The following is a 12104-nucleotide window of genomic DNA, read 5'->3' as shown; positions in this document are numbered from 1 at the left end:
TCGCTTCCACAGTGGATCGCCGCGATATTCAAATTCGCGGCAAACGAATGACCGCCGTCAGCCCGCCACCCGGAGTTTCCTCCAGCTTCAACTCTCCGCCCAGACGTTCAGCCGCCTCACGGGCGATGGTCATGCCCAGGCCCACTCCACCGGAGTTGCGATTGCGCGAACCTTCCAGGCGAAAGAACGGTTCAAACACCGCTTCACGTTGCTCCGCCGCGATGCCAGGGCCATGGTCGATCACTCGAATGATCAACTGCTCGCGATGGTCTTCGAGGGTAATCAGCGCCTGGCCGGCATAACGCAGGGCGTTGTCCAGCAGGTTGTTGACGCAGGAACGCAGCGCCATGGGTTGTACTTGCAGTGGTGCGCAATGACCATTGGCCTGTACGTCGGCGCCCTGGTCCTGGGCGTTTTCGCACAGGGATTCAACCAACGCCTGCACATCCATCAACTGCGGTTGCTCGCTGGTGCGCTGTTCGTGCAGGTAGGTGAGGGTGGCGTCGAGCATGCTGATCATGTCGTCCAGATCCTGGCGCATCTGGCCCTGCAGTCTGTCATCGTCGATCTGTTCCAGTCGCAGCTTCAGGCGTGACAGTGGCGTACGCAGGTCGTGGGACACTGCGCCGAGCATGCGCGAGCGCTGCTTCACCTGCTCGATGATCTTGCGCTGCATCTTGTTGAAGGTGTGCGCCGCCTGCCGCGCCTCCCGTGGACCGGTTTCATCGAGCGGCTCGCTGTCGAGGTTTTCGCTCAGGCGCTCGGCGGCGTCGCTCAGACGCTGGATCGGTCGGCTCAGCAGTTTGGCGCCGTACCACGCAGCGATGATCAACGAGATCAACTGGAACGTCAGCGGCACCACTGGCCCACCGAACCATGGCCGTGGCGGTCGACCGTCGAATCGCGGGTCGGGTGCCGGACGTTGTCCGTCAAACGCTTCGGAAAACTCCGCGGGCGGCGGTGGTGGTGGAGGGCCGTAATGGCGAAACCAGGCAAACGCCAGCAGGTGCGCCAGGATAATCGCCACCAGCAGCACGCCAAACAGGCGACCGAACAGCGTATCGAAGCGCCCGCGCATCAGCCGATGTCTCGTGCGTCGAACAGATAGCCTTCGCCGCGCACGGTTTTGATCAGTTGCGGTGCCTTGGGGTCGTCCCCCAGTTTCTGGCGCAAGCGCGACACCAGCAGGTCAATGCTGCGATCAAACGCTTCGATCGAGCGCCCGCGGGCCGCATCAAGCAGTTGCTCGCGGCTCAGGACCCGGCGCGGACGTTCGATGAATACCCAGAGCAAGCGGAATTCTGCGTTGGACAGCGGCACCACCAAACCGTCTGCGGCGATCAACTGGCGCAACACGCTGTTCAGGCGCCAGTTGTCGAAACGGATGTTCGCCCGCTGTTCACTGCGGTCGTCGCGCACCCGACGCAGGATGGTCTGGATGCGCGCCACCAGTTCCCGTGGTTCGAATGGCTTGGCCATGTAATCGTCGGCACCCAGTTCCAGGCCGATGATCCGGTCGGTGGGTTCGCAACGGGCCGTGAGCATCAGGATCGGGATATCCGACTCGGCGCGCAGCCAGCGGCACAGCGACAGACCGTCTTCGCCCGGCAGCATCAGGTCGAGCACCACCACATCGAAATGCTCGGCTTGCAGGGCTACGCGCATGGCGGCGCCATCGGTGACGCCGCTGGCGTGGATGTTGAACCGGGCCAGGTAGTCGATCATCAGTTCGCGGATCGGGACGTCATCGTCGACGATCAGGGCGCGAATGTTCCAGCGTTTGTCGTCGCCGGGCGCTTTTTGATCGTCGTTCAGGGGGGCTTGGGTGTTGAGCATGCGTGCGTTCATCTGCCAGGTAGGCTGCCAACCACAAAGATGGGCTGCGAGGTTGTGGTTTCAGCATAGGCGTCCGGCCCGGGGGCGGGAAGTGCTGTTGTAAGGACGTATTGCGGTTGGCGAGGGTAGCGGACAAGGGTGTTGCGGGCATGTCGGATGTGTACCGAACTCGACACAATTGCGGCAAAGGCTAGTCTTGCCTGAGCGCTATCGACGATTTACCGATCATCGGGTCCCGCAGCGGCGCTGGTTCCGCTACAATGCGCGCCGATTTCGACTTGCCTGAGAGCCCACTCATGTCCGCCTGCCAGACTCCTATCATCGTCGCCCTGGATTTCCCTACCCGTGACGCCGCACTGAAGCTGGCCGATCAGTTGGACCCGAAACTGTGCCGGGTCAAAGTCGGTAAAGAACTCTTCACCAGTTGCGCCTCGGAAATCGTCGGCACCCTGCGTGACAAGGGCTTCGAAGTGTTCCTGGACCTCAAGTTCCACGACATTCCAAACACCACCGCCATGGCTGTGAAAGCGGCAGCGGAAATGGGCGTGTGGATGGTCAACGTTCATTGTTCCGGTGGCTTGCGCATGATGGCGGCCTGCCGTGAAGTGCTGGACAAGCGCAGCGGCCCACAGCCTCTGCTGATCGGTGTGACCGTGTTGACCAGCATGGAGCGTGAGGATCTGGCGGGCATCGGCCTGGACATCGAGCCGCAAGAGCAAGTGCTGCGCCTGGCCGCATTGGCGGAAAAAGCCGGGATGGACGGTCTGGTGTGCTCGGCCCTGGAAGCCCAGGCCCTGAAGTCGGCGCACCCGTCGCTGCAACTGGTGACCCCGGGGATTCGTCCGGCGGGCAGCGCCCAGGACGACCAGCGCCGCATCCTGACCCCGCGTCAGGCATTGGACGCCGGTTCCGACTACCTGGTGATCGGCCGTCCGATCAGCCAGGCAGCCGATCCAGCGAAGGCGTTGGCCGCTGTGGTAGCCGAACTCGCCTGAATATCGATCTGTAGGAGTCGGCTTGCTGGCGATAGCCTCACCACGGTTCACCTGAACCCGCGCGGTGGGGCCATCGCCAGCAAGCCGGCTCCTACAGGTTGGGGTTAAACCTTCAACACCAATTTGCCGAAATTCTCCCCGCTGAACAATTTCATCAGCGTCTCCGGAAACGTCTCCAGTCCTTCCACGATGTCTTCCTTGCTCTTGAGCTGCCCCTTGGCCATCCAGCCGCCCATTTCCTGCGCGGCACTGGCGAACTGCGCGGCGTAGTCCATCACCACGAAACCTTCCATGCGCGCGCGGTTGACCAGCAACGACAGGTAGTTGGCCGGGCCCTTGACCGCTTCCTTGTTGTTGTACTGGCTGATGGCGCCGCAGATCACCACGCGCGCCTTCATGTTCAGACGGCTCAGCACCGCGTCGAGAATATCGCCGCCGACGTTGTCGAAATACACGTCGACGCCTTTCGGGCATTCGCGCTTGAGGCCGGCAATCACGTCTTCGCTCTTGTAGTCGATCGCTCCGTCGAAGCCCAGTTCATCGATCAGGAACTTGCACTTGTCCGCACCGCCGGCGATACCGACCACACGACAACCTTTGATCTTGGCGATTTGCCCGGCAATGCTGCCCACCGCGCCGGCGGCACCCGACAGCACCACGGTGTCACCGGCCTTCGGTGCACCGACATCGAGCAAGGCGAAATACGCGGTCATGCCGGTCATGCCCAACGCGGACAGATAACGCGGTAGCGGCGCCAGCTTCGGATCGACCTTGTAGAAACCTCGCGGCTCCCCGAGGAAATAATCCTGCACGCCCAAGGCGCCATTGACGTAGTCCCCGACGGCGAACTGCGGATTGTTCGAAGCAACGACCTGACCGACGCCCAGGGCGCGCATCACTTCACCAAGCCCGACCGGCGGAATGTAAGACTTGCCTTCGTTCATCCAGCCGCGCATGGCCGGGTCCAGGGACAGGTATTCGTTCTTGACCAGGATCTGACCTGCCGCCGGCTCGCCGACCGGTACTTGCTGATAGGTGAATGTTTCGCGGGTGGCTGCGCCCACCGGGCGTTTGGCGAGCAGGAACTGGCGATTGGTCTGGGAGGTCATGACTGGCACTCAAGATGAATGAAGCCTTGTTGATAGCCCTTCATGGGCGATGCCGCAAGTTTGGCTGATGCGGCGAATGCAGGTTTATCCAGTGCAGTGATAGTTGGTACGGCAGTTCCATCACTGCAACTCATGGGCAGCCAACCGGCCACCTGATAGTGCTGCCTCGGCAGGGGCCGCTGTGGCTAGACTGGGAAAACGCGACCCCCCGCAAACTTCTCTTCGAGGACATAACAATGAGCATGACGTTTTCCGGCCAGGTAGCCGTAGTGACGGGCGCCGCCAATGGTATCGGCCGGGCGACCGCCCAGGCGTTCGCCGCCGAGGGCTTGAAGGTGGTAGTCGCCGACATGGACACGGCGGGTGGCGAGGGGACGGTGGCGCTGATTCGCACGGCGGGCGGCGAAGCGACGTTCGTGCGGTGCAACGTCACCGTAGAAAGCGAAGTGAAAAATCTGATGGATGAAGTGGTCAACACCTACGGTCGTCTCGACTATGCCTTCAACAACGCCGGCATCGAGATCGAAAAGGGCAAATTGGCCGAAGGCACTGTCGACGAGTTCGACGCGATCATGGGCGTCAACGTCAAAGGCGTGTGGCTGTGCATGAAATATCAGTTGCCGTTGCTGCTGGCCCAGGGCGGCGGCGCAATCGTCAACACCGCTTCGGTGGCTGGCCTCGGCGCCGCGCCAAAGATGAGCATCTACGCCGCCTCCAAGCATGCGGTGATCGGCCTGACCAAGTCCGCTGCCATCGAATACGCCAAGAAAAAAATCCGCGTCAATGCGGTGTGCCCGGCGGTGATCGACACCGACATGTTCCGCCGCGCTTACGAAGCCGACCCGAAGAAAGGCGAGTTCGCCAACGCCATGCACCCGGTGGGTCGCATCGGCAAGGTTGAGGAAATCGCCAGCGCGGTGCTGTACTTGTGCAGCGATGGCGCTGCGTTCACCACGGGGCATTCGTTGGCTGTGGATGGTGGGGTCACGGCGTTCTGAAAAGAGCCCCCTGGAAACCCCGGACTACAGTTTTTCGCTTGCCTTGAATGTCCCGGCAGTGTGTTTCAAATGGTTAAAACCGCCGGTTTTGGCGGCGTTGTCGCACATCCCGTCGAACGCTCCTGTGATTAACTGTTTCCGGCAGAACCCACAGGAGTTTTCTTGCTCATGGAATTGAGAATAGATCGACAGGCATTGGTGCCGGTCGTACAGCAAATCGTCGACGCACTGGTCTGTTGGCTGCATTGCAACGAGTTGGCGCCGGGAGCGCGTTTGCCTCCCGTGCGCCAGATCGCGCGAAACAACCTGCTCAGTCAGTCCTGTGTCGTCGAGGCTTGTGAGCGTCTGGTGGTGCAAGGTGTGCTGGAATCTCGACAGGGCGCCGTTTTCGTCGTGGCGGCGTCAACGCCCGATGCCCGGGATCGCCAGGATGATTTGTGGTTTCGAGGCGCAGAGCCGGGACCTTCGTCTGAATTGCAACTGGGCTGTGGTGGGCTGCCCGAAAGTTGGCGCGAGACGGACGATTTGAGTTACGCGATCCGTCAGGTCAGCCGCACCGACATGGCCGGCCTGTTCAACTACAGCACGCCCTTGGGGTTGCCCGCCTTGCGCGAGCAAATCCTCAAGCGCCTGAAACCGCTGGCCATCAACGTAGAAGACAATCGAGTCATGACCACCGCAGGCGCCAGTCAAGGGTTGGACCTGATCGTGCGGACGCTGTTCAAGCCGGGGGATTGCGTGGTGGTCGAGAGCCCGGGCTATCCGATGTTGTTCGACCTGCTGAGGTTGCACGGAATCAGCATGCTCGAGGTGCCACGAACGCCTCATGGGCCAGACGTCGCCGTTCTGGAACAACTGCTGGTGGAGCACCGCCCGCAAGGGCTGTTCATCAACAGCTTCCATCACAACCCTACGGGCGGCAGCCTGGTCCCGGTGGTGGCGCAACGGTTGCTGCAACTGACAAGAAAACACGGTGTGCTGCTGATCGAGGATGATGTCTACGCCGATCTGCACAGCGGTGCCGGTACGCGTCTCGCTGCCTTGGATGACCGTGTGATCTACGTCGGCAGCTACTCGAAAACCCTCAGCAGTTCCTTGCGAGTCGGCTTTGTGGTGGCCAGTGCCGACGTGATTGCGCGGTTGGCTGAAGTCAAGATGATCAGCAGCCTGGGCGCTTCACGATTTTGTGAGTCGGTGATGGCCTGCCTGCTGGCTAATGGCGCCTATCGCAAGTTGCTGAAGCGTCAGAGGCAGCGTTTGAACACTGACAGGCAAGCGGCTTTGCAGTTGCTGGAAGATGCCGAGTGGGAGGTTTTCGGCAAGCCCACTGCCGGCCTGTTCATCTGGGCGCGTTCACGGTGGATGGACTGCGCGCAGGTGCATGCCCGGGCGCAACGTCATGGTGTCGTGTTGTCTTGCGCGACAACCTTCAGCCCCATGGGCGAGGCCACTGATTGGCAGCGTATCAATGTGGCTTGTGCCTGCGATCCGCGAGCCAGGGCATTTTTTCAGGCCACCGCTCCGAATCGACCTCAAACGTTCTGAAAACGACGTGGGCGTAGCTTTTTGCCATTATTCCGATGCCAGAGACTTGTGTTGATAGAGGCCCGTTGCGAATCTGCGTCCATAGACTATGGCAGGGGACTACACGCAATGATTTCGGCCGTGCAAGGACGTTTTGCCAACCTCGGTATGGCAAAAAAACTGGGTGTCGGGTTTGTGCTCGTGCTGCTGTTGACCGCCTTGGTGGCGGCCATCGGCGTATGGTCCCTGCAAACCATCAGTCAGCGCTTCGACGGACTCAAGCAGATGTCGTCGCTCAACAGCGGTTTGCTCAAGGTGCGGCTGCTGGAGCAGGAGTACGCCTTGCACGGCAACCCGAAAACCGCCGATGCCCTGCGTGAAGGGGTGGACGGCCTGATTGCGCTGGCGAATCAGCTCAAGGCTGAGTCTGCAGCGAATGTGCCGGTGATGACTGATGTCGAGCAATCCCTTGCGGCGTATCGCAAGGCGTTTGATGAGTTTGTCTCGCTCAGTCAGGCCAAGGACCTGGCATTGGAAATGGCCAGTTGGTCGGTGTCCAGCGTTGCCAATAATCTCGACGTCTTGCAGGCGGGGCTCGCCGATGACGGCGCCTATACCCTGAAGGATTCCGAAGGCAAGGACGGTGCGCAGTTCATCGAGCAAGCCAGTCAGGTCAGCCAGGTTTCGCGCCTGATGCTGCAAGCCATGAATGAAGCGCGCGTGCGCCTGGACCAGAGCCGCAAGGGCGACGACAGCGCAGGGCAGGGCAAGATCGAGCAGGCCAGTCAGGCATTGACCCAAGCCGAAGCATTGAAAACCACGGTCAAGGATGAGGGTTATCAAACGGTTCTCAATGAAGTGAGCGGACATATCGCCAGCTTCAACGACAAGCTCGCCGAGTACACCGGTTTGCTGGAGCAGGAAAAAACCGTTTACCAGCAACTGCATCAACGCGCCGGCCAAGTGGTGGAGCGGGTGGACCAGGCGTATGCCGCCGAAGACCAATCGATGCAGACAGAACTGAAAAAGAATTCGCTGCTGATCATTGGCTCATCGGCCCTGGCGTTGTTGGTGGGGTTGATCGCGGCTTGGGTAATTACCCGGTTGATCGTGGGGCCACTGCGCAGTGTCATCCGTGTGGCGCAGCAGATCGCTTCGGGGGATTTGAGCGGGACTGTCGAAGTCACCCGTCGGGACGAGATTGGCCAATTGATGCAAGCCATGCAGCAAATGGGCGCGGGTCTGAGCCAGATCGTCAGCGGTTTGCAGGCAGGCATCGAGCAATTGGCAACGTCGGCTCAATCGCTGTCAGCCGTGACTGAGCAGACCAATCTTGAAGTCAGCAGTCAGAAGGAAGAAACCGAGCAAGTCGCCACAGCGATGAACCAGATGACCGCCACCGTTCACGACGTCGCGCGTAATGCGGAGGAGGCGGCCCAGGCTGCGCAAACGGCAGACGGCAAGGTTGAAAGCGGCCAGCACGTGGTGCGTCAAAGCATGGCGCGGATTGAGCAGTTGGCCGACTCCGCCCATTCGGCCAGTTCAAGCATCGAAAGCCTGAGTGCGGAAATCCAGAACATCGGCACGGTGCTCGGTGTGATCAAGAGTGTGGCTGAGCAGACCAACCTGCTGGCGCTCAATGCGGCCATTGAAGCCGCACGCGCCGGCGAGCAGGGCAGGGGCTTCGCGGTGGTAGCCGACGAGGTGCGCGCCCTGGCCAAGCGGACGCAGCAATCGACCGAGGAAATCGAACGTCTGGTCAGCGCCTTGCGCGTAGCGGCGCAGAGCTCTGTGCAGCAGATTCAGAACAGTGGCGAACTGGTGAAGCTGGCGGTCAGTGATGCGCTGCAAACCGAGAGTGCGCTGGGGAGTATTGCGGCGGCGGTTTCGTTGATTCAGCAGATGAACCAGCAGATTGCGGCGGCAGCCGAGGAGCAAAGTTCGGTGGCTGAGGAGATCAACCGCAGTGTCACGAGTATTCGTGCCAGTGCTGATCAGTCTTCGTTGGCGATGCAGGGGAATGCGGCGTCGAGTATTGAGCTGGCGCAGTTGGGGGTTGAGTTGCGGGGGATGGTGGGGCATTTCAGGCTTTGAGCTTTTTTGATTGGGTACCTATCCGGTGCTGCGGTAACGGCTGCTTATGGTTTCGCCCTTACGGCGAGTCCCTTTTGGCAAACGCCCCAAAAGGAACCAAAAGGTCTCGCCCCTTTCGTACGGCACCTCGCTCGGGCTCGGTGTTCCTTCGCTCCGGCATTCACCCGGGGGCATCGCCTCCGGTCTGCTTCGCGACGACCTCCTCTCGATGTGTGCGGCTGCGCCGCACGGCGCTACGCGCCCACCCCCGGATAAACGCCTCCACTCAGCCTGCCGAGGGGGCGGGTGGATCAAAAACGGCAGGCGAGCTAACGCTCGGCCTGTGGAGTGGTGAAGAGCTCGGGTGTACTCATATCCACTGTAGGAGCCGGCTCGCTGGCGATGACGTCCTGACATTCAACGTATTTCACTCGGATGTATGCATCCTAAAAATCCAACCCCAAAAAAAGCCACCTCTCGGTGGCTTTCTCTTTTATCGCTGATCAGTCGTAGATCACTTTCTTCTTCCAGTCCGCATCCGCCTCGACGTCTTTGAGGCCTTCGGTCAATTGGTTGACTTCGCCTTCTACCGGGGCAATACGGTCCATGACCTGGGCGTTGGCGCGGGCCAGGAGTTTTTCCAGATACTCGAGCTGTTCGGCATAGATCTGCGGCTCCTGCTGTTTGCGCAGGTATTGCACGCCACGTTCGAACGCCAATCGCGCCTGGCCAGGTTGGTTCTGTTGCAACGAGTGCTGACCGAGGTTGTTGAAGAACTCGATGTGCAGCAGCACCAGAATATGACGGACCTCGCGGATCCAGCGCTTGGCTTCATTAGGCGGCAGGTAGCCGTCCTGTGCGGCGCGGGTGATCTGGCCGTGCAGGGCTTCAAGCAGGAAGCGCACATCCTTGGCCTTGGCTTCGGTCTGGATCGGCGCCGGCGGGTTGTTGACCGGGATTGATTCGCCCTGGGCGACCAAAGTCTCCAGCTCGCCAATCCGTGCCTTGAGGTTGGAGCTGGTTTTTTCCAGATTCAACAGGCGCTGGCAGACGTTCAATTCCAGGCGGGTCATCAGCAGCTTGAGCGCCGGCGTCATCAACTGGCCGGGGAAGGTCTCGGTGATCTCACCGCAACGACGCAGGCGATCGTTGAGTTCAACCTTGGTGCGGGCCCTTTCCAGCTTGTTGTTTTCCACCACATGGTTGATGTAGCCAATGGCGATCAATAATGCGATCCCGGCTACGACGAGCAGGGTGATCATGAGTGGTGTCACCGGTAAGACCTCTTTTTAGGGTTCGCGTGCGAGTGTAGTGGCTGGGCATATAGGCGCCTAGGGCCGCTCGACGAGCTGATCGATGTGGCCCAATCTGTATCGGCCGCAGTCTTCTTATATGAATGCTGGCATCGGTAGGGCGGATTGCCATCATTGCTGGCTCCGACTATAACGCCTTGGCGAGTGTCAGAATATAGGCGCCAAACACCGGGCGACGGAAAATCCGGATTGGTGCCGGAAAGCAGGGCGAAGTCATTGATTTAAATAAATTTATATCAGGGGGTTGACGACCTCTCAATCCATCCATAGAATGCGCGCCACTTGCAGCGTAAAGCACACAGCGAAACGAAGCAGGGAGTGAATGTTGTAGTGTGTCCCCTTCGTCTAGTGGCCTAGGACACCGCCCTTTCACGGCGGTAACAGGGGTTCGAGTCCCCTAGGGGACGCCAATGCGGGAATAGCTCAGTTGGTAGAGCACGACCTTGCCAAGGTCGGGGTCGCGAGTTCGAGTCTCGTTTCCCGCTCCAATTTTAAACAGCGTTGCTTTCGGGCAGGGCTGAGTGAAACCAGAACCAAGTCTTCGGACGCGGATCTGGGCACCGAAACACACACCATGTGTTCCGGGCAGCGTGTCCCCTTCGTCTAGTGGCCTAGGACACCGCCCTTTCACGGCGGTAACAGGGGTTCGAGTCCCCTAGGGGACGCCATTTGCGGGAATAGCTCAGTTGGTAGAGCACGACCTTGCCAAGGTCGGGGTCGCGAGTTCGAGTCTCGTTTCCCGCTCCATATTTAACGAAAACGCCGCTCAGCAATGAGCGGCGTTTTTGTTTGTGCGCGATTCATGTTCCAGATAAAAAAAGGCCCGCCAGCCTGACTGTGCGGGCCTTTTGCATGTCCTGCGCATTTACATCGACAGCATCAACCGCCCAGCAAACAAAATCAGGACCACCCCCATGGTGCGTTCGAACCAATGCCCCATGCGCATGAACAGCAATCTGACCCTGGGACTGGAAAAGAACAGCGCCACGATCACAAACCACAGGGCATTTACAAAGCACATCCACACCCCATACAACGCCTGAATCTTCAGCGGTGTCGTGGCGCTGATGAGCGTGGTGAAAATCGCCAGGAAAAACAGCGTGGCCTTGGGGTTGGTGGCGTTGGTCAGAAAACCGGTGGTGAAGGCCTTCAGCAATGTCTGCTGGATAATCGGTTCGTCGGTGGCTTTATCGCCCTCAAGTACGGGTTTGGGCTGACTCCGTACCAGGCTCACCCCCAAATACAGGATGTAGGCACCGCCCGCGACCTTGGCCACCGTCAGTAGCCAGGGCGTGGTGTGCATCAATGCGCCGACGCCAAGTACCGTATACAACACATGTACGGAAATGCCCGCGCCGATGCCAAGGGCCGTGCAAATCCCGACCCACCGGCCGAAGCGTACGCTCTGGCGGATTGTTACGGCGAAATCCGGGCCGGGGGCGACCACGGCGAGAAAATGGACGATCGCCAGCGCCAGAAACTCGGCCAGGTAATTTGAAAGCATCTCAACTCCAGAAAGTCAGCGGGGGAAGCGAGAGTCGACGAAGCCCTCGAATGCAGGCGCCATCCGGCGTTGGGCAACGGCATGGGCGCCCTTGCCCAAGGGCTCAATCCACGTGGTAGTGGACGGATAACGTCCCTTTCTTTTGCGCAAGGGATTCGATTGTGACCGTGCCCAGATCCTTCAGGCTACGTACATGGGTGCCGCCGCAACCGTAGGCGGGCAGTTCACCGAAACCGATTTCCCGGGCGCCTTCGCGCAGAGATATCAGGCGCGGCAGGTCGTGGGCGATCCACTGCGCAATGCCTTGTTGCAGGATGTCTGCTTCAACTTCCTGGGCTGATTCCGTCGGCTTGAATTGCACGCGCCCTTCGCCAGGCCAGTGATGCGCCTTGATCGGCATCCAGCCCATGGCCTGGACAAAATGGCCAATCAGATGCCCGGCGGTATGCATGCGTGTATTGAACTGGCGGCGCTCCTCGTCGATCCGGATCTGGGTCATCCCGATTTTTACCGGACTGTCGACGAAATGGATGATCCGGTCCGGGTCCTGGACCACGCGCAGCACTCGGCTCTCACCGATCCAGCCGGTATCGAAGGGTTGTCCGCCGCCCTGAGGGTGGAACAGTGTTGCGCGCAGCACCACGGCGAATTCGATCTCGTGGGGTGTGCAATCCAGGACTTCCACGTTGGCCTTGAGGTCATCACTGTGGAAGAAGAGGCGAAGCGTCATGTTCCATGCTCGAATTAAAATG

At 60.0% G+C, this 12104-nt stretch carries 10 protein-coding genes and 4 tRNA genes; 8 read left to right on the top strand and 6 right to left on the bottom strand.

Annotated features, from left to right (window positions below):
- Positions 1–28 precede the first annotated feature (28 nt).
- Both KHO07_RS21435 and KHO07_RS21430 read right to left on the bottom strand, forming a co-directional pair.
- Positions 29–1078, bottom strand: a complete 1050-nt coding sequence (locus tag KHO07_RS21435; protein ID WP_150732309.1) for a HAMP domain-containing sensor histidine kinase — start codon at positions 1076–1078, stop codon at positions 29–31.
- On the bottom strand, positions 1078–1836 hold the full coding sequence (locus KHO07_RS21430; RefSeq protein WP_212625469.1) for a response regulator: 759 nt from the start codon (positions 1834–1836) through the stop codon (positions 1078–1080). Before KHO07_RS21430 ends, KHO07_RS21435 begins: the two co-directional genes overlap by 1 nt.
- A gap of 296 nt (positions 1837–2132) precedes the next feature.
- On the opposite strand from KHO07_RS21430, the gene pyrF reads away from it, so the two are divergent.
- The gene (gene pyrF, locus KHO07_RS21425; protein ID WP_130931720.1) at positions 2133–2831 is read left to right on the top strand and encodes an orotidine-5'-phosphate decarboxylase; all 699 of its coding nucleotides are present in this window, start codon (positions 2133–2135) and stop codon (positions 2829–2831) included.
- Between the two features lie 104 nt (positions 2832–2935).
- On the opposite strand, the gene KHO07_RS21420 is transcribed toward pyrF, so the two are convergent.
- Complete coding sequence (locus tag KHO07_RS21420; protein ID WP_150732311.1) at positions 2936–3940, bottom strand: NADP-dependent oxidoreductase; 1005 nt, start codon at positions 3938–3940, stop codon at positions 2936–2938.
- A 236-nt stretch (positions 3941–4176) separates the two neighbouring features.
- Between KHO07_RS21420 and KHO07_RS21415 the strand changes: the two genes are divergently transcribed.
- The 3 genes from KHO07_RS21415 (at position 4177) to KHO07_RS21405 (ending at position 8556) form a co-directional block, all read left to right on the top strand.
- Positions 4177–4938 (top strand): SDR family oxidoreductase, encoded by a 762-nt coding sequence (locus KHO07_RS21415; RefSeq protein ID WP_075947444.1) that lies wholly within the window; start codon positions 4177–4179, stop codon positions 4936–4938.
- A gap of 168 nt (positions 4939–5106) precedes the next feature.
- Entirely contained in the window at positions 5107–6483 is a 1377-nt protein-coding gene (locus KHO07_RS21410) for a PLP-dependent aminotransferase family protein (protein WP_212625468.1), read from the top strand.
- A gap of 108 nt (positions 6484–6591) precedes the next feature.
- Positions 6592–8556 (top strand): methyl-accepting chemotaxis protein, encoded by a 1965-nt coding sequence (locus KHO07_RS21405; RefSeq protein WP_212625467.1) that lies wholly within the window; start codon positions 6592–6594, stop codon positions 8554–8556.
- Positions 8557–9038: 482 nt separating this feature from the next.
- Here KHO07_RS21405 and KHO07_RS21400 read toward each other — a convergent pair whose 3' ends face one another.
- Complete coding sequence (locus KHO07_RS21400) at positions 9039–9797, bottom strand: hypothetical protein (RefSeq protein WP_173668848.1); 759 nt, start codon at positions 9795–9797, stop codon at positions 9039–9041.
- 385 nt (positions 9798–10182) lie between these two features.
- Here KHO07_RS21400 and KHO07_RS21395 point away from each other — a divergent pair.
- The 4 genes from KHO07_RS21395 (at position 10183) to KHO07_RS21380 (ending at position 10595) form a co-directional block, all read left to right on the top strand.
- A tRNA-Glu gene (locus KHO07_RS21395) sits at positions 10183–10258 on the top strand.
- Between the two features lie 2 nt (positions 10259–10260).
- Positions 10261–10336: transfer RNA gene (locus tag KHO07_RS21390), tRNA-Gly, on the top strand.
- A gap of 104 nt (positions 10337–10440) precedes the next feature.
- Positions 10441–10516: transfer RNA gene (locus KHO07_RS21385), tRNA-Glu, on the top strand.
- A gap of 3 nt (positions 10517–10519) precedes the next feature.
- Positions 10520–10595: transfer RNA gene (locus KHO07_RS21380), tRNA-Gly, on the top strand.
- A 118-nt stretch (positions 10596–10713) separates the two neighbouring features.
- Here the strand turns inward: KHO07_RS21380 and KHO07_RS21375 are convergent.
- Positions 10714–11352: a LysE family translocator gene (locus KHO07_RS21375; RefSeq protein ID WP_150732314.1), complete on the bottom strand. Its 639-nt coding sequence runs from the start codon at positions 11350–11352 to the stop codon at positions 10714–10716.
- A gap of 103 nt (positions 11353–11455) precedes the next feature.
- On the bottom strand, positions 11456–12082 hold the full coding sequence (locus KHO07_RS21370) for an alanyl-tRNA editing protein (RefSeq protein WP_212625466.1): 627 nt from the start codon (positions 12080–12082) through the stop codon (positions 11456–11458).
- Between the last annotated feature and the right edge of the window lie 22 nt (positions 12083–12104).

The organism is Pseudomonas sp. PP3 (genome assembly GCF_905336995.1).
In the GTDB taxonomy this organism is placed as follows: Bacteria; Pseudomonadota; Gammaproteobacteria; order Pseudomonadales; family Pseudomonadaceae; genus Aquipseudomonas; species Aquipseudomonas reinekei.
Note: the sequence above shows the minus strand (reverse complement) of the source record. Positions and strands in the feature narration are given on the sequence as shown.

Excerpts from the sequence above, each read along its gene's own strand:
- KHO07_RS21435 (WP_150732309.1), bottom strand. The coding sequence starts at position 1,078 with ATGCGCGGGCGCTTCGATACGCTGTTCGGTCGCCTGTTTGGCGTGCTG.
- KHO07_RS21430 (WP_212625469.1), bottom strand. The coding sequence starts at position 1,836 with ATGCTCAACACCCAAGCCCCCCTGAACGACGATCAAAAAGCGCCCGGC.
- pyrF (WP_130931720.1), top strand. The coding sequence starts at position 2,133 with ATGTCCGCCTGCCAGACTCCTATCATCGTCGCCCTGGATTTCCCTACC.
- KHO07_RS21420 (WP_150732311.1), bottom strand. The coding sequence starts at position 3,940 with ATGACCTCCCAGACCAATCGCCAGTTCCTGCTCGCCAAACGCCCGGTG.
- KHO07_RS21415 (WP_075947444.1), top strand. The coding sequence starts at position 4,177 with ATGAGCATGACGTTTTCCGGCCAGGTAGCCGTAGTGACGGGCGCCGCC.
- KHO07_RS21410 (WP_212625468.1), top strand. The coding sequence starts at position 5,107 with ATGGAATTGAGAATAGATCGACAGGCATTGGTGCCGGTCGTACAGCAA.
- KHO07_RS21405 (WP_212625467.1), top strand. The coding sequence starts at position 6,592 with ATGATTTCGGCCGTGCAAGGACGTTTTGCCAACCTCGGTATGGCAAAA.
- KHO07_RS21400 (WP_173668848.1), bottom strand. The coding sequence starts at position 9,797 with ATGATCACCCTGCTCGTCGTAGCCGGGATCGCATTATTGATCGCCATT.
- KHO07_RS21375 (WP_150732314.1), bottom strand. The coding sequence starts at position 11,352 with ATGCTTTCAAATTACCTGGCCGAGTTTCTGGCGCTGGCGATCGTCCAT.
- KHO07_RS21370 (WP_212625466.1), bottom strand. The coding sequence starts at position 12,082 with ATGACGCTTCGCCTCTTCTTCCACAGTGATGACCTCAAGGCCAACGTG.